The 17,174-nt window shown below is 40.1% G+C and carries 18 protein-coding genes and 1 riboswitch; of the genes, 11 read left to right on the forward strand and 7 right to left on the reverse strand.

What is annotated here, in order from left to right:
- Positions 1–160: 160 nt before the first annotated feature.
- Positions 161–326, reverse strand: a riboswitch (M-box (ykoK) riboswitch).
- Positions 327–458: 132 nt separating this feature from the next.
- The 3 genes from murB to arsD all read left to right on the forward strand — a co-directional run bounded on the left by murB (position 459) and on the right by arsD (position 2,590).
- Positions 459–1,382, forward strand: coding sequence for a UDP-N-acetylmuramate dehydrogenase (gene murB / locus CR194_RS17850; RefSeq protein ID WP_110611572.1), 924 nt, complete (start codon positions 459–461; stop codon positions 1,380–1,382).
- 463 nt (positions 1,383–1,845) lie between these two features.
- Positions 1,846–2,208: an ArsR/SmtB family transcription factor gene (locus CR194_RS17855; RefSeq protein ID WP_110611574.1), complete on the forward strand. Its 363-nt coding sequence runs from the start codon at positions 1,846–1,848 to the stop codon at positions 2,206–2,208.
- A 19-nt stretch (positions 2,209–2,227) separates the two neighbouring features.
- Positions 2,228–2,590, forward strand: coding sequence for an arsenite efflux transporter metallochaperone ArsD (gene arsD, locus CR194_RS17860; protein WP_110611576.1), 363 nt, complete (start codon positions 2,228–2,230; stop codon positions 2,588–2,590).
- A gap of 89 nt (positions 2,591–2,679) precedes the next feature.
- Here arsD and CR194_RS17865 read toward each other — a convergent pair whose 3' ends face one another.
- Both CR194_RS17865 and CR194_RS17870 read right to left on the reverse strand, forming a co-directional pair.
- A complete protein-coding gene (locus tag CR194_RS17865; RefSeq protein WP_110611578.1) occupies positions 2,680–3,153 on the reverse strand; it encodes a GNAT family N-acetyltransferase in 474 nt (157 codons plus the stop codon).
- 317 nt (positions 3,154–3,470) lie between these two features.
- The gene (locus tag CR194_RS17870) at positions 3,471–3,902 is read right to left on the reverse strand and encodes a ferritin-like domain-containing protein (protein ID WP_110611764.1); all 432 of its coding nucleotides are present in this window, start codon (positions 3,900–3,902) and stop codon (positions 3,471–3,473) included.
- A gap of 250 nt (positions 3,903–4,152) precedes the next feature.
- Here CR194_RS17870 and CR194_RS17875 point away from each other — a divergent pair, with 250 nt between their 5' ends.
- Positions 4,153–4,668, forward strand: a complete 516-nt coding sequence (locus CR194_RS17875) for a hypothetical protein (RefSeq protein ID WP_110611580.1) — start codon at positions 4,153–4,155, stop codon at positions 4,666–4,668.
- A gap of 43 nt (positions 4,669–4,711) precedes the next feature.
- Here the strand turns inward: CR194_RS17875 and CR194_RS17880 are convergent, their stop codons facing one another.
- From CR194_RS17880 to CR194_RS17895, 4 genes are all read right to left on the reverse strand, one after another.
- Positions 4,712–5,581, reverse strand: a complete 870-nt coding sequence (locus tag CR194_RS17880; RefSeq protein WP_233254413.1) for a pirin family protein — start codon at positions 5,579–5,581, stop codon at positions 4,712–4,714.
- 27 nt (positions 5,582–5,608) lie between these two features.
- Positions 5,609–6,235 (reverse strand): FMN-dependent NADH-azoreductase, encoded by a 627-nt coding sequence (locus tag CR194_RS17885; protein WP_110611582.1) that lies wholly within the window; start codon positions 6,233–6,235, stop codon positions 5,609–5,611.
- A gap of 94 nt (positions 6,236–6,329) precedes the next feature.
- Positions 6,330–6,767: a MarR family winged helix-turn-helix transcriptional regulator gene (locus CR194_RS17890; RefSeq protein ID WP_110611583.1), complete on the reverse strand. Its 438-nt coding sequence runs from the start codon at positions 6,765–6,767 to the stop codon at positions 6,330–6,332.
- A gap of 87 nt (positions 6,768–6,854) precedes the next feature.
- Positions 6,855–7,322 (reverse strand): metal-dependent hydrolase, encoded by a 468-nt coding sequence (locus CR194_RS17895; protein WP_110611585.1) that lies wholly within the window; start codon positions 7,320–7,322, stop codon positions 6,855–6,857.
- 441 nt (positions 7,323–7,763) lie between these two features.
- Here CR194_RS17895 and CR194_RS17900 point away from each other — a divergent pair, with 441 nt between their 5' ends.
- From CR194_RS17900 to CR194_RS17920, 5 genes are all read left to right on the forward strand, one after another.
- A complete protein-coding gene (locus tag CR194_RS17900; RefSeq protein ID WP_110611587.1) occupies positions 7,764–8,951 on the forward strand; it encodes a galactokinase in 1,188 nt (395 codons plus the stop codon).
- A gap of 6 nt (positions 8,952–8,957) precedes the next feature.
- Complete coding sequence (galE, locus tag CR194_RS17905; RefSeq protein ID WP_110611589.1) at positions 8,958–9,947, forward strand: UDP-glucose 4-epimerase GalE; 990 nt, start codon at positions 8,958–8,960, stop codon at positions 9,945–9,947.
- A 19-nt stretch (positions 9,948–9,966) separates the two neighbouring features.
- Positions 9,967–11,484 carry a UDP-glucose--hexose-1-phosphate uridylyltransferase gene (gene galT, locus CR194_RS17910; protein WP_110611591.1) on the forward strand — a complete coding sequence of 506 codons (1,518 nt, stop codon included), beginning with the start codon at positions 9,967–9,969 and terminating at the stop codon, positions 11,482–11,484.
- Between the two features lie 29 nt (positions 11,485–11,513).
- A complete protein-coding gene (locus tag CR194_RS17915; protein WP_110611593.1) occupies positions 11,514–12,734 on the forward strand; it encodes an ROK family transcriptional regulator in 1,221 nt (406 codons plus the stop codon).
- A gap of 195 nt (positions 12,735–12,929) precedes the next feature.
- Positions 12,930–13,691, forward strand: coding sequence for a PAS domain-containing protein (locus CR194_RS17920; RefSeq protein WP_110611595.1), 762 nt, complete (start codon positions 12,930–12,932; stop codon positions 13,689–13,691).
- Positions 13,692–13,751: 60 nt separating this feature from the next.
- On the opposite strand, the gene CR194_RS17925 is transcribed toward CR194_RS17920, so the two are convergent.
- Positions 13,752–14,135, reverse strand: coding sequence for a hypothetical protein (locus tag CR194_RS17925; RefSeq protein WP_110611597.1), 384 nt, complete (start codon positions 14,133–14,135; stop codon positions 13,752–13,754).
- A gap of 194 nt (positions 14,136–14,329) precedes the next feature.
- Between CR194_RS17925 and CR194_RS17930 the strand changes: the two genes are divergently transcribed.
- Together CR194_RS17930 and CR194_RS17935 are read left to right on the forward strand one after the other, a co-directional pair.
- On the forward strand, positions 14,330–14,953 hold the full coding sequence (locus tag CR194_RS17930) for a YczE/YyaS/YitT family protein (protein ID WP_110611599.1): 624 nt from the start codon (positions 14,330–14,332) through the stop codon (positions 14,951–14,953).
- 677 nt (positions 14,954–15,630) lie between these two features.
- On the forward strand, positions 15,631–17,097 hold the full coding sequence (locus tag CR194_RS17935; protein ID WP_110611601.1) for a catalase: 1,467 nt from the start codon (positions 15,631–15,633) through the stop codon (positions 17,095–17,097).
- Positions 17,098–17,174: the final 77 nt, after the last annotated feature.

The following is a 17,174-nucleotide window of genomic DNA, read 5'->3' on the forward strand; positions in this document are numbered from 1 at the left end:
CATTGTTAAACCTGGGATCGGGAGCCGAGTCCATTCCGCATCACTCCTTTCTATGATTTCACCATTGCTAGGTGGCATTGTTTAAAAATAAAAAACACCTTCATTGTGAATGAAGGTGTGAAAGACCAAATTAAACAAGCCATAATGAACTAGCATCATGCTTCTGCCTCCATTCGTAGAGCTTTAGCACTGTATGGCATAGGACAACGTCCAGCTACGTTAGATATCACCTTATGTCGATGATTTCTGTTGACCCATTGGCGTCTTTGGACGTTTTTGGGCAGTAGCGTGTCTCCATACAGGAGCCTCACCTAACGAGGAATTATTTATTTCTTTCACGAGAAGTATAAATCGTAAAGGTAGGATATGTCAACACGGTACGAAAAATTAACCTTTTCGTTTTTCCTTCTTATAATGTAGAATATAAATTGAAATTCAAAGGTAAAGAGGGAAACTATATGAACTTAAATAAACTTTATGAAGAATTAATAAAGATCTGCCCGCAAGATATCGTTTTAAGAAACGAACCGATGAGCCACCATACTCTGACGAAAATAGGTGGCAAAGCAGATCTGTTTGTCTTACCAGAAACGTATGAACAAGTAGCGGTGATCGTTCGATTGAAAAATGAATACGAGATCCCATTTATGCTTCTTGGAAATGGATCGAACATGATTGTTCGTGATGGCGGTGTAAGAGGACTCGTCATGCATATGAAAAACTTAACGGACATCACTGTTACAGGAGAAAAGGTCAAAGCTCAAGGTGGAGCAGATATTAAAGAAGCTTCGCAGATCGCCTTAAATCACCGATTATCAGGGTTAGAGTTTGCCTGTGGCATTCCCGGTTCCATTGGAGGTGCTATGGTGATGAATGCTGGCGCCTACGGTGGAGAAGTGAAAGATGTCATTGATCATGTCATTGCCGTGAGTGAGGATGGCGAATTGCTTACACTCAAGAAAGAAGAGCTCGGACTTGATTACCGAACAAGCATTATTGGAAAAAAGAACATGATTGTCTTGGAAGCAGTATTTCATCTTCAATCAGCTGAGCAAATAGAAATCAAAGAAAAAATGGATGATCTTACGTTTCAAAGGGAATCAAAGCAACCTTTAGAATATCCATCAGTAGGAAGTGTCTTCAAGCGACCACCAGGATACTTCGCAGGAAAGCTGATTCAAGACAGTGGACTGCAAGGAAAAGGAGTCGGTGGGGCAGAAGTATCCACGAAACACGCAGGCTTTATAGTAAATAAAAACGATGCTACCGCCACAGACTATATTGCTACAATCGATATGGTTCGAAAAACAGTGAAAGATAATTTTGGCGTAGAATTAGAATTGGAAGCCAAAATCGTCGGTGAAGATTTACGTAATGATTAATACTGTTTGTAAGCTGGTTCTCTTTAAAGGGGGCCAGTTTTTCATGTTTTGAAACTATAAATTTTTGTGCTGTCGATAAGGTGGGAGGAGTAGTTGCACCGTATAGAAAGGCATTTAATTCATATAGAAACGACGTTACATCGTATAGAGTGGGAGTTATATCGTATAGCGGATGTATTCGTTCATTTAACAATATTCGACGAATTTCGCAACTATTCTTGAGGTACTTCCTTGATTAATTTTTATATTCCAGCATTAAGGAGTTTTCTATTCTGCTCGGTGACGCTTGTTTCTCGTATAAACGAGATTCTTCCAAGGAGATCTTAAATAGATTCAGTATACTTCTAGAAAAAAATTAAGTCTTCTCACCGATTGATCCTATGGGCGGAACCTGTTAAAATATAAACAACTAATTATATAACTGATTTATTATATAACCGTTCATACAAGGAGGTGGAGTTAGATGGAAACGACGAAAAAACACTCATTAGTGGAACAGGCTCTTTTATTTAAAATGATGAATGATGAAAACCGACTGAAAATTCTATTATATCTATATGAAGAAGAGCTTTGCGTCTGTAATCTGATTGATTTGCTTAATATGAGTCAACCGGCAGTAAGTCAGCATTTGAAAAAACTTCGCCAAGCGTCAATTATCCAGATCCGTAGTCAAGGCCAATGGAAATTTTACAGACTGAATGAAGAGTATACTCATCTAGAATTATTGAACAAAATTTTAGCTGAGTTGCCATCGATGAAACATGAAGTAGATGGACTTAATTCAAATGGGAGACGAGTCTTTTGCACAACGATTCCTACTAAATAGACGAAAAGGATGATGATTCATGAACAAAAAAATTGAAATCTTTGATCCTGCCTTATGTTGTCCCACAGGGGTATGCGGCCCAAGTGTAGACCCTGAATTAACTCGAATATCAAGACTTCATCTCCAACTTGTGAATCAAGGATACGATGTGTTGCGTTATAACTTAGCTCAAGAGCCAGATCAATTTGCTAATAATAAACAAGTCAATGAATTGTTGGGAAGCGAAGGACCGGATGCCCTTCCTGCAGTTGTGGTAGATGGGCAGCTTGCTTTTAATGAGCGCTATCCAAGTGTCGACGAATTTGCAGACTGGCTTGGGTTCGATAAAGAAATGGTTAAAGTAAAAGAGCCGAAGAAGAAATTAAATATTACTTTAAAATAGCTTTTAAAATTTCCGAAGCGTTCACAAACTATACGGAATCAATAAAGATATTGTATTAAATAACCGTCCCTTTCATGAGGGGACGGTTATTATTTTTTTAATAGAATATTTGCTTTGCGACACCAGTGAATCATCTGAAACTCTTCTTTCATTGGGAGCATGTGGACTTTTTCTAATACTCTAATTGATGAGTAGTTATCATGACGGCATTGAGCGGTAACGGATCGAACGTGTTTTTGATTGAAAGCCCAGTCAATTAAACCTTCTAGGGCCTCTGTTGCAAAACCATTGTTTTGGTATTGTGGACGAATTCCATATCCAACTTCCAAAGAATCGCGATGATCGGGTTTTCCTTTAAATCCGATATCTCCGACAATATGTTGGTGATTAGCTTGAAGGATCAGCCACGGACCCCATCCATAGAGAGTAGGGTTTTTCTCAAGCTGGTCAAGGTGAGCGGTTATATGAGGGTGAGTATCATAAAGTTCCTTTTGCATCAGGGGAAAAAGGTGGTGAGAGCAGGCAGCTAGGTTAAGACGATTCGTGTGAAGAATTAGCTCCATAAATGAGCTCCTTTCAATTTCTGCCTTACAGCCACCGTAACATATACTGGAAGATATAGATACGTGACCAAGACATTCACTACTAACGTAGGATGACTATTGGTAAAAAATGACGATGTAAGCACCTGTCGTTCGGATCGCTTTAATTCAGGAGAGGAGTGCTACAAAAAAGTGGAAAAGCGCCGCAAATCTAGAGAGGAATGCAACAAAAAAGCGGGAGATCGCCACAAATCGGTTCATAGCAAAATAAAATAGACGACCAAATAATTTGAAAAAGCTATTTCCATTTAAGGAAATAGCTTTTTCTTCATAATGAATTATAAGCGTGGATCGTCTAACAGACGTTCCATTTCTTCTTTATGTCCGGTTTCGTCAGCAATGAAATCTTCCAGTTTTACTACTAGTTCAGTTAGACCTAGAGATTCAGCTTGCTCTTTACGTTGTTCATAGCGTTCGATCGTATCGATTTCAGCTTGTTTCGCTTCAACAAGCATATCTTTCACATCCGTTAATTGCTTAACAGGTGCTGGCGTCGTTGTAGGTGTTCCGCCTAGTGTTTTGATTTTTTCTGATAAGTAGAGAGCGTGACCTGTTTCGTCAACGACTTCCCCTTCAAAGAATGGTTTTAATACTTGCCGGTACAGACCAGAAACCACTGCTGCATTGTAAGTGTACATAATTACTGCTGCATACTCATTTGCTAAATCTTCATTAAGTCCATCAACTAATTCTTTCATTTTTCCGTCCATTTCTAGATCATCCCTTCCTTTTTGAAGAAATATTCTTGTACCCACTTTTTTAGTTTCCCCTTACAGAAGAAATTAAACATGAGATCATATTATTTTTGGTAAATTTATCATTTTTGGGATTTAACACCATTTGCACCATGTAAATATATTTCGCATTGCACTTTAGAGGGGGCTGATTCTATTTCTGAGCAAGCTCTGATAATTTATTGAAGACGGGCATAGATATAAAAACAGAAGGCAGGTGATCAGGATGCAATTTCTTTCGGCATTATTTATGATTCTTTTTATTAGTTTTGACGGATTTATATGGGGTTGGCTCATCGGTTTCCGCAGGTTGTATTTCCCCCTGGGACACTTTCTCCTACTAACGATCGGTACAGGTCTGATATTGTGGGCCTTTTATCAAGTTGGCTCAGCCTTGGAAGATGTCATCCCTTTTCATTTGTTTAACAAAATATCCGGAATTTTTTTGCTTATTCTTAGCTTGTATCATTTAATTGATGGAAAAGGTTTGTTTAAAAGAGCGATCGCTTTGAAGCTCTTTATTATTATCAATGTAGATAACGTAGGGTTTGGTTTATCAGCAGGATTTGAATCCCTTGGTCGATATTTTCCGCTCATAGCGGGAGCGCAGTTTGGCCTGTTCTTTTTATTAGGTTTGTTTATATCCTATAGAATGTCTTTATACAAGTTTCAGCAAATGGGAGAGCTTCTACCATTTTGCATTTTATTTAGCATGGGGCTGTTTAAATTGTTATTTGGGTGAAGGTGTAAAAACCAGCAAGATATCATCCTGCTGGTTTACAAGTTTATTTAACTGGAGGGCCGAACTTTCCATTACGGAAGTCGCTGAATGCTTGGCGAATTTCTTCTTCTGAGTTCATGACAAAAGGTCCGCCAGTCACCACGTTTTCCTTTAGTGGGACGCCTGAATAGAGAAGAACTTTTGATCGCTCATTCGCTTTAATCACAAGTTCACTTTCTGCCTCTGTTCCATTAGCAGGATAAGTGATTGTTGCCACGCCTGTTTTCGTTAACGTAGTACGATCGTGACCAATTTCCACTTCGCCAGAACGGACAAATAAAAAGGCATTGTGATTTTCAGGAATGATATAGGAATAAACTCCTGGCTCTTTAAAGGATAGCTCGGTCATGATGATTGGAACAAGGCTCTTCATTGGACCAGTTGTGCCTGCGATCTGACCGGCGTAAACTTTAAGAGATCCGTGTTCAAAAGGGGCGACCGGAGCTTCTTCTACAAAGACGTTTTGATAAGATCCTGTCGTATTTTTTAAGTGTTTCGGTAGATTCAGCCACAATTGATGTGTGTGAATCAAGTCATCATCGACCGCTTCTTCGGCATGTCGAGCGCCGGATCCTGCGTTCATATACTGTACATCTCCAGCTTCCAAGATGGAGTGACCTCCGTGGTTATCGGTGTGCTCAAGTCTCCCATCGACGACATACGTAATCGTTTGAAATCCTCGATGGGGATGATCTGAGAACGTTCCTCGTTTAAACCAATCATCCGCCATAACAATAAAAGGATCGAAATCTTTATGACGATCAGGTGGTAAGACCCACCCTTGCTGAACGTGAGGGTAACCAAGTTGGTTATAGTTTACGTACCAAGAATCCTTCACTTCTCGCTGAAACATTTCTGTTTTTCGTTGAGTCATGTTTTTAGCCACCTTATTGAATCAGATTTAAAATCCTTGGGCTACTGCAGCAGTTTCTTGAATACCTTCTTTAATGATGTCTTCTGCTTTATCTGGGAATTGATTATGACCTTCTACAATCACTGTTTCAATATCTTGAATTCCCCAGAAGTTAAGCATATTTGTTACGTAGTTCACAGCCATCTCGTTTTGTTGAGCAGGGCCTTCAGAATAAATACCACCGCGTGCGTTAACGATCGCCACTTTTTTACCATTGAGTAATCCTACAGGACCGTTTTCAGTGTATTTGAACACTTTGCCTGCTTGGGCAAGGTAATCAAAATACGTGTGTAACACAGCGGGTACGGTGAAATTCCATAAAGGAAACGCAAAGACGACTTTATCTGCTGCTAAGAATTGATCCAAGTACTTTGTTACATGAGCAGCTTCTTCTTGCTCTGAGTCAGTTAACGGCATACCTTGACCGGATTTGAACATGCTGGTGATTTTTTCATTTCCGTAATAAGATAAATTTTCTTCAAAGAGATCAAGTTCAGTAATTTGATCTTCTGGATGAGTCTCCTTGTAGTTCTCTAAAAATGTGTTGTAAAGTTGCACACTAACAGATTGATCTGCCGGTCTAGAGTTTGCTTTAATAAATAATACGTTTGCCATAGTAAAAAACCTCCAAATAAATATAGTTATTTTGGTTGTTATAGCAACTGTTCAAGCGCAAAGTTGTTATAGCAACTAAATGGTAATGATCAAATTAGGATAATGAGTGAGTAACATTCAGATTGATTTTTGATAACAAGCGATCTAATTCCGCTAGTTCACCTTCTGTTAATCCTTTACAAACGGTTTGATCAAATTCTTCGGCAATTGGAATCACTTGCTCGCCCAATTCCGTCCCGAAATCAGTCAGGAACAATTTCATAGCTCGGCGATCAGCCGGACAATGACTACGAACAATAAAGCCTTTTTTTTCAAGGTTCCACGCCATTCGCGCAACATTTGTTTTATCCTTATTGAGCTTGGTTACCAGTTGGTTTTGAGTCAAGCCATCCTGTTCCCATAGCAACATCATAATGAGATTTTGCTCGGGCGCGAGATTGAAAGGCTCCAATTTTGACTTAATATAGTTTGTGAGACTTAAATCCGTCTGATGGATTTTGATACTAATATAATCTTGGAATGTTAAGTTCAAACCAATCCCTCATTTACTTATAAATCCTAAAATCACTTACAAAAAGAAAGTATAAAGCATGTGAAGCACCATGTCAAAAACAATGCTTCACTGAAATAGATAATAAAAGATAACACTTAGTCCCCCGATGAAAATCAACATTTCTGTCCAAGTGCCTGTTCGGTAGAGGGCCACTTGAGACCGTTTTTTTGATAAAGGGTATAGGAGGGGAATTCCGCCTACAGAAAAGAAGTCGGCGATAATGTGCAAAGCGATCCCTAATAACAATCCAAGTATGAACTCGTGGGAAAAATGAAACATAGCTGCGATCGTGAGAGTCAAAATTAGACCTGAATGAGTAATGCTTCGGTGACCGAATAACGCTTTGATTATCGTTGAAAGAACGGGTATCCTTCGGCCAATCCACGATCTAGACTCGTCGAGATCAGGGAGAACCGATCCAAGTATGAGACCGGAAACGGCTACTGTGGATGTTACAGACACATCTACTGGGAGCCATTCCCCTAATAAGATGACGCTTGAAAGTGAGGTAGTGATATGGGTGTAGTATCTCATGTTGTTTCCCTTCTAAAAGATATCGAACATTAGTTTATCAAAATTTTATAGACAAGGGAATGGTCATTTAAAGGTGAAAAGGTAAAGCTTATAAAGGGAAAGGGTGGATTAGAACTTCCTATTTTAGCAGTCATAACCCAGATCTTATTATTTAAAAAATAGGGAGTGAAACCAAAAGGAGCCCCGTCTTCTCATCCGTAGAAAGGGAGCGCAAAGCTTCCTTTTACAAGATAGTACATTAGAGTAGAGACCTTTATTGGAGAAAATAATAGATATAACTTCTCATCTAAAACATTAATTAAATTAATTAAAAAAGATTTCATTTGCGATTTTAATCATGTATACTACAAATTAAGAGAGAAAAACCACGTATATATCATTTAATAATTATCTTAATTAAATCAATCGATTAATTTAAACAAGAAAGCGAGTGTGGGCTTGATGCTGAACAAATTAGAAAAATCATTTCAGAAGGTATTTGAAACGAATGAAATACCGCGGACATTCTTGTCGCCGGGAAGAGTGAATTTAATAGGGGAGCACACCGACTACAATGGAGGTTATGTTTTCCCTTGTGCATTAAGTGTAGGGACATATGTGACGATTGTTCCGAGACAAGACCGGAAGCTTCGTTTTTACTCAGAGAATTTCCCTGAACTAGGCGTGATTGAGGCATCTTTAGACCAGTTGGAATTCAAAGAAGAACATGATTGGGCAAACTATCCAAAGGGTGTTATTCACATGTTTCAAGAACAGGGATTAGAGGGTGCGAAAGGCTTTGATGCATACTTCTTCGGGAACATTCCCAATGGAGCAGGGCTTTCATCTTCGGCTTCTATTGAACTAGCCATGGCTATTGCGTGGGACGCACTAAATGACTTTCACATGGAGCGAATTCCGATGGTCCAGTTATGTCAACGGGCAGAAAATGAGTATATTGGTGTGAATTGCGGAATTATGGATCAGTTTGCTATTGGCATGGGTAAGAAAAATCATGCAATCTTACTGGATTGTAATACGTTGGAATACAGTTACGCACCTGTAGAGCTTGAGGGGGTTAAGCTTGTACTGGCCAATACGAATAAGCGACGGGGTTTAGCCGACTCCAAGTATAATGAACGACGAAGCGAGTGCGAAGCGGCATTGACTGATTTGCAAAAAACGGTCTCAATTCATAACCTATGCGACATGACTCCGGCTCAATTTGAGCAGTATCAATCGATGATCTCAAATGACACGGCTAAACGTCGAGCGAAACATGCGGTGGATGAAAACGCTCGTACTCTCAATGCACAGCAGAAGCTTCAGCAAGGAGATTTGGTTGCATTTGGTGAATTAATGAACGAGTCCCATCGCTCCCTTAGGGATGATTACGAAGTGACTGGAGAACATTTAGATGCGTTAGTGGAATCAGCCTGGGCTGAACCAACCGTACTGGGAGCCAGAATGACCGGTGCAGGATTTGGCGGTTGTACCGTGAACCTGATTAATGAAGACGGGTTAGACGACACGCTCAGTCGAATGGCTGAAACGTATAAACAGCGAACAGGTATTGAACCAGAGTTTTACGTCGTTGATATTGGCGAAGGCACTCGTGAAATAACTAATGAACATAAAGAAGGAGTGTGACATGATATGACCGTTTTAATTTGTGGAGGAGCAGGCTATATTGGCAGTCATGCGGTGGCGGAATTAATAGAGAAGAAAGAGGACGTTATCGTCATTGATAATTTGCAGACAGGACATCGTTCGGCAGTTTCAAAGGAAGCGACTTTCTATGAAGGCGATCTTCGAGATGAGAAAGTGTTAGATCGTGTATTCACTAATCATCAGGTGGATTCAGTGATTCATTTTGCTGCCGATTCTTTAGTAGGTGTAAGTGTAGAGAAACCTCTTGAATATTACGACAATAACGTTTACGGAGCCCTCTGTCTGCTGAAAAAAATGGAACAATACAAGGTGGAACATATCGTATTTTCTTCAACGGCTGCCACATACGGTGAACCAGAGAATGTACCGATAAAAGAAACAGAAGTCACTGCTCCAACAAACCCTTACGGCGAAACCAAACTCGCTATCGAAAAAATGTTGAAATGGTGTGCCAATGCTTACGGAATGAAGTATGTAGCACTGAGGTATTTTAATGTGGCTGGGGCTCACCCTACAATTGATATAGGTGAAGATCACCAACCGGAAACTCATTTAATTCCGATCGTATTGCAAGTGGCCCTTGGGCAGAGAGACAAAATCATGATTTTCGGGGATGATTACAATACTCCTGACGGCACGTGCATCCGAGATTACATTCATGTAAAAGACTTAATTCAAGCCCATTTACTTGCCTTAACGTATCTTCGTGATGGTGGAGATTCTGACGTGTTTAATTTAGGTAATGAGAGCGGTTTCAGCGTGAAAGAAGTGGTCGATGCCGTTGAAAAAGTAACAGGTAAGGAAATTCCTAGAGAGATCGCTGCAAGAAGAGGAGGAGACCCGGCTACACTTGTTGCTTCTTCTGAAAAAGCAAAAACAACCCTTGGTTGGGAGCCTAAGTATCCAGACCTTGAATCTATCATTGAAACAGCGTGGAAGTGGCACCAACGACACCCAGAGGGTTACAAATCCTAAGGATAGAGGAGATGAGAAAATGGCGATCGATCAACGATTAAATGAATTGGTTCATTATGCTTTGGATCAACAATTGATAGAAGTGGACGATGCGATCTTTTGTAAAAATCAACTCATGGAAATATTAAATCTTGATGAGTCAGAGCATTCTGTTCATGAGGAAGCTTTCGAGGGCAGACCCCTTCATGAAATACTGGATGAAGTATTGGATTGGGCTCATAAGAATGAGCTTCTTTCTCATAACACTGTGACGGAGCGGGATTTATTAGATACGAAGTTGATGGCGGTATTTACGAAGCGACCATCCGAAGTTACGAGAGATTTCAGAGAGATTCAGCATGCAGACAGGGTAGAAGCAGCAACGGCTTGGTTTTACGAATGGAACCAAGATGTCCATTATATAAGAAGAAATCGAATTGCGAAGAACATGAATTGGAAGACGCCTACAGAATATGGTGACTTGGACATCACGATTAATTTGTCTAAGCCAGAGAAGGATCCAAAAGAAATTGCCGCAGCAAAAAATGTCGCCACGGCGAACTATCCGTTATGCCTTCTTTGTAAAGAAAACGTAGGGTATGCGGGCAGATTAAATCATCCCGCTAGACAAAATTTGCGAACAATTCCTGTGGAATTAAACGAAGAAGAGTGGCATCTGCAGTTTTCTCCTTACGTTTATTATCATGAACATGCCATTGTGCTATCGGCTAAACATGAGCCTATGAAAATAACAGTGCGTACATTCCAGCGCCTACTTGACTTTGTGGAACAGTATCCACATTATTTTATAGGTTCTAATGCAGACTTACCGATTGTCGGGGGATCCATTCTCAGCCACGATCACTATCAAGCAGGTAAATATGAATTTCCGATGGCTAGAGCTGCCGAGGAAGAAGAGGAAGTCCTTGATCAGTTCGGAGATGTTACAGTGAGTAAAGTGAAATGGCCCATGTCCGTTGTCCGCGTGAAAGGAACAAACAAAGACCAAGTGGTTCAGGCCTCAGAAATGATTCGGAAAAAATGGCAAAACTACGAAGATAAATCAGTCGGAATCATTCCCTATAGTGGAGATACCCCCCATCACACGGTTACACCAATTGCTCGCTTTAGGTCGGGGAAATTTGAGCTTGATTTAGTGTTACGAAATAACCTCACGTCTGAGGAGCATCCAATGGGTATTTATCATCCTCATAAAGAGGTCCATCATATTAAAAAAGAAAATATTGGTCTGATAGAAGTCATGGGTTTAGCTGTTTTACCTGGAAGATTAAAGGAAGAACTGAATCAATTGGCGAAAGCGATGCTGACCGATCAGCCTCAAAAAGAAATTGCGATGAACGAAGAAATTGCGAAACATCATGACTGGGCAATGGATGTGAAGGAACGTTATCCAGATTTTCATGCGGAGAATGCAGAAGAGATCTTACACCAAGAAGTGGGCCAAATTTTTTCAAAGATTTTATCTCATGCAGGTGTATTTAAGCGTGATGCTGACGGTCAACGGGCCTTCCTCCGATTTCTTGAAACACTGAAATAATTGTTTAGGGAAAGGAAAGAGGTGAATCAATGGCATCTCCCATAACTGGCAGCTTTCAACTAATGAAGTCGCTGAACCGGTCGGTGGTCTTGAATACGATTCGAATTCACGGAGCCATTTCCCGATCGGAGATAGCGAAGAAAACAAAATTGACGCCCCCTACGGTGACGAATATTGTCAATGAACTGATTGATGCGGAGCTTGTATTAGAGAGTCGGTCTGGAAAGTCAAATGGTGGACGAAAGCCGATTATTTTAACGATTAATTCCAATAGTCGCTACATTGTAGGTGTGGATGTTGGAGTTAATAAGGTTCGACTTGCTGTAACGAATCTCAATGGGGAAGTCTCAAAGCGGAAAGTGGAACCCATGCCCGTTTCGAAGGCATTAAATGAAGAGGAATTTCTCCTTTTTTTGAAAAAAATCTTGCACTCTTTTCTTGAAGAGGTGAGCGAAGGCAGAGATAAGCTCATAGGGATTGGTATCGCTATGCACGGGATTGTCGATCATGAAAAAGGCATCGCGATTCATGGCCCTACATTGAAGCTGGAGAAGGTTCCGGTAAAGGACGTCATTGAAGAGGAATTTAATCTTCCTGTGCGAGTGGAAAATGACGCGAAAGCATTGGCATTGGGAGAAAAGTGGTTTGGAGCTGGAAAAGAAACAGATCATTTCGTTTGCTTAAATGTTGGAGAAGGGATAGGCGGCGGGATTGTTCTCAACAACCGTCTGTTTCACGGAAATAATAGTTTGGCAGGAGAAGTGGGGCATACAATCATTGATTTAAATGGTCCCACATGTTCTTGCGGGAACAAAGGGTGCTTCCAAACGCTTGCCTCTGGACAAGCTTTGAAGGAACGTGCGAGCAAGAAAATTGAAGAAGGTGTAGAAACCGAATTAACAAAAATAGGGAACCGTGAAATAGAGGGTCAAGTGATTTATGAGGCGGCTTTAAAAGGAGACGTTGTCGCAAAAGAAATTTTGCGAGAAACAGGTGAATACTTAGGGCTTGGTATCCTGAACGTAATTCATTTCTTGAATCCTAGTATGATCATCGTTGGCGGAGGGGTTTCAAAGGCAGGTTCGTTCTTAATGGGACCAATTACCGAAACGATTGAAACGAGAGCACTAAGCTTCGAGGCTCAAAAGACGAGAATTGTCCTTTCCGATTTAGGTGAAGAAGGTTCCCTAATCGGTGCCTGTACGCTTGTCTTATCAGAATTATTCACCCACGAACACGGCAACACATAAAAGTGGCCAATTGAGAGATCCCAAGTACGTGAGGTGCCCACTCTAGAATGTTGGGATTTTTTGTTGCTGCCAGACCAATATACGAATTTTCTTGAATGAGTCATTTAATCCACCCTTTCTAAACCTATTTCATTCAGTTATGATATGGAGTAAGAAGAAAGTACATCATGAGAAACGAGAAAGGAGTGGAGGGTGTTGCCTCACATCCAAAAGCTTAAAGATAAGGTGCTTGAGAAAACTCAACTAGTTTTCATCATTACAGATCCGAATCTTCCTGATAATCCGGTCATTTATGCAAACCAAGGGTTTACTAGTTTAACGGGATACTCGCAAGAAGAAGTCATTGGGCACAACTGTCGTTTTATGCAAGGGGAGAAAACAGACCCAGCAGCAGTCGACAAAATCAGGCAGGCTGTCGAGAAATTCGAGCCTGTATCAGTTGAAATCTTAAACTATAAAAAGAATGGGGATCCGTTCTGGAACTTGCTCCATCTTGATCCGATTTATCTTGAAGAAGAAGATCAATACTACATTGTAGGGATTCAAAAAGATATTTCAGATTTTAAACAGGCGGAAGAGAAGATTTCTACATATAATCGTGAAATCGAACTTTTGTCAACGCCGTTAGTGCCGATTAAGAAAGGGGTATCTGTTCTTCCTTTAATAGGGAATGTCGATGAACATAGGGTAGATAGTATCATTGAGCGCATTCTTCCTGAGTTAACGAAAGAAGATGTGGAAATATTAATTATGGATTTATCAGGTTTTTCTAACATGGATGAACAGGCAACAGTCGGTATTTTTCAATTGAATGATTTGTTAAAGCTTAAAGGTGTTCAGTTGATTATTACAGGAGTCACTCCGAAGATTGCCATGCGAACTCAAGGACTAGACATCGATTTTTCTAATTTTACAACTTATGGTTCAGTAAAACAGGCGATCGAAGCTCTAGAGTAACTCATATGTTCAAAAAGGAAGCGTCCCAACAGCTGGGGCGCTTCCTTTCTGTGAACCATTTCAATCGTCAGGCTGCTTTATAGCTAGAACAAAAAACAGAACGTAGCTCATAGCTAATATCGATCCACTAACAATGTAAAATATTAGGGAGAATACATCTGGTAAAGGAATCGTATCTAACATGAAAATGTACATCCCGAAATTTAATCCAATGGCTCCGACGAGTGCTGTCAACACGTGGAGTTTCGTCAGTAGGCCGTCAGTAGGCCGATAAACTTTGTAGAATATACTCCAAGAGAAGAGGGATAACCACCCCACTACAAGGACATGTGCATGAACGGGACGTAGCGCATAAGATCCGGCGCCTGCCATATGAGCTCCCATCATCACACCGATGACACCGAACGCGGCAGAGGCAATTAATAACTTTTTACTATGTGACATGAATTCAATCGCTCCTTCAAATCATTCGCTTAGTTCTTTTAGTAGTTTACCATTTTCACCACAACAATTTCGACTATATTCGCTCATATTTTCAAGGTGGAGAAATCATCATTCATCTAGTCAGTTCATCGAAAAGATGGTAAGATTAAATTTTGCTAAAGCAAAAAAGTTTTAGAGTAGAGAAGGTGCAAGTGATGAAAAATAGATTGATTATTGGCTTGTTTTATTTAATTGGTCTCGTTCTCCTGTCATTTGGAATTAGTATGATTATTTTAGCGGGACTGGGAGCAGGACCTTGGGATGCGCTATTTGTCGCTCTTTCAGTTAATATCGGACTTACAGTGGGGAGTTGGACGTTTATCGTCGGCTTTTTGCTCATTATAGTAAACGGTCTTCTGTTAAAAACAAAACCGGATTTCGCAGCTTTAATTACGATGTTTCTCATTGGCAGTATGGTTGATTTTTGGTTACTAGTTGCATTTCCGGAATTAGCTATAGCTTCAGTGATGATTCGTTTAGCGATGCTCATCACAGGGGTATTAAGTGCTGCGGCAGGAATTTCATGTTACTTACAATCTAATTTCGCTCGAAATCCTATTGACCATTCCATGATGGTGTTTCATAAGTTAACAGGGAAAAGTCTTTCGTTTTCTAAGACATTCTTGGAAGTGACGATCCTAATCGTTGCCTTTTTCATTGGAGGACCAATTGGGTTAGGGACGGTGCTCGTTGCATTTGGAATCGGGCCGTTGATCCAAATGTTCTACAAGCCGGTTACAATGTTTAGAAAAAGCCTTTGTCATGAAACAGCTAGTTAAATCATACCATTGAAAAAGCAGGCGTCCCTATGGGAGCCTGCTTTTTGTTAATTATATAAGTTAACGACACTTATACATGTGTGATCGTTATGATTTCTTATCGATTATAAATTGCCGCGGTAAATACCTGCAATAGACTTAATATTGCTTAGATAATGAAAGCCCTACCTCTCTTTCATCCTTGCGGCTCCGAGACCGCGCCAGTTTAAATAAGGCATACTCGAAGTTTTAACAGGATTCCAGATCTTTATAAAAAGTTGTAAATGTAAGTTTCGGTGTTCTCTATTACTTACATGTTTAATCGATCAAAAACGATCGTGCTGAAATGGAGCACGTGAACTACTATAACTCAATTACTTGATTAAGTCAAATGTTGTTTGTATTAGTAAACGTGTTTACTAATTACATTAGAGGGAAATTATATTTATATACCGACTTTTCTTATATTTAACAAACTTTGCACAGTGATAATATGAGTTTATAAATGATAATGATGACGTTCGTAATGACGGGATATAACCTTTAAAACCTATTGTAATAGAGTTTGTTCATTTCACGTTAATTAAAAATGTTTCTTATTTGTAATTATTTAAAATAAAAAGGTATAATAGGACATGAGCTGAGACTCAGGTCCTTCGTTAATCGATTGACTAAGATACAAGGAGGAATGTAACGGCATGAGTAAAAAATTATCAACGAATCAAGGTGTACCTATTCATGACAATCAAAATTCCAGAACAGCAGGTGAGAATGGTCCAACATTACTTGAAGACTATCAACTAATCGAAAAATTAGCTCACTTTGACCGTGAACGTGTACCTGAAAGGGTTGTTCACGCAAGAGGTTTCGGAGCTCACGGAACATTTAAAGTAGCAAATAGTATGAAACGATATACGAAAGCGAAATTCTTGCAAGAAGAAGGGCAAGAAACGCCTATATTCACACGTTTCTCAACAGTTATTCATGGTCTTCACTCTCCAGAAACACTTCGAGATCCACGAGGATTTTCTGTTAAATTCTATACTGAAGAAGGAAATTATGACTTTGTAGGAAACAACTTGCCAGTGTTTTTCATTCGCGACGCAATGAAATTCCCTGATGTCATTCATTCATTAAAACCAGATCCAAAAACAAATATGCAGAATCCGGACCGTTACTGGGACTTCATGTCTCTTACGCCGGAATCCACAAATATGATGCTCCATCTATTCTCTGATGAAGGGATCCCTAAAGGATACCGTTTCATGCGAGGATCCAGTGTACACGCTTTTAAGTGGGTTAATGCACATGGAAACTATGTATATGTGAAACTACGATGGGTACCTAAGGAAGGGATTCAAAATCTTTCTGAAGAGGAAGCAGGGAAAATTCAAGGAGAAGACTTTAACCATGCGACGGCGGACATTTATGAAGCGATTGACAGCGGAAACTTCCCAGAATGGGACCTCTACGTGCAATTCCTTCAACCGGAAGATCTAGATGAATATGACTTTAACCCGCTTGACGCAACGAAAGATTGGTTAGAAGAAGATTTTCCTTACCACCATGTAGGAACAATGACTTTAAACAGAAATGTCGATAACGTATTTGCTGAAACGGAATCTGTCGGCTTCAATCCTGGAGTCCTCGTACCTGGTATTGAACCGTCTGAAGATAAGATGTTGCAAGGACGCTTATTCTCCTACTCTGACACGCAGAGATATCGTGTCGGTGCTAATTATTTACAACTGCCAATCAATTGCCCCTTTGCACAGGTAAACAACAATCAAAGGGATGGGTTCATGCCGATTAACCAGCAAAATGATCGAATAAACTACGAGCCAAATCGTTATGAACATACACCTAAAGAAGATGATTCGCAAAGCGATCATCAAGCTCCAGTCCAAGGTGTTGCTGGACGTCAGCCAATTGAGAAAAAGAACGATTTCGGTCAAGCAGGTCGAGTATGGCGCAACTACTCTCCTGAGGAGCAAGCTGCCGTGATTAAGAATATCACTTCTGATTTACAAGAGGTCAAAGAAGAAACGGTTATGAGAGTCGTTTGCAACTTCTACCGAGCCGACGAAGAACTAGGTAAAAAATTAGCAGATGAGCTAAAGGTGGATATCCAATCTTATCTTGAAGCAGCTCATAGCCATAAATAAAGGTGAATAATCTAAAGAAGCTGGGATCAAGTGATCCCAGCTTCTTTTCTTTTGGGTAACCAGGGGGACGGTTCTTG

This window comes from Salipaludibacillus keqinensis (assembly GCF_003226325.1).
GTDB classification, from domain to species: domain Bacteria; phylum Bacillota; class Bacilli; order Bacillales; family Salisediminibacteriaceae; genus Salipaludibacillus; species Salipaludibacillus keqinensis.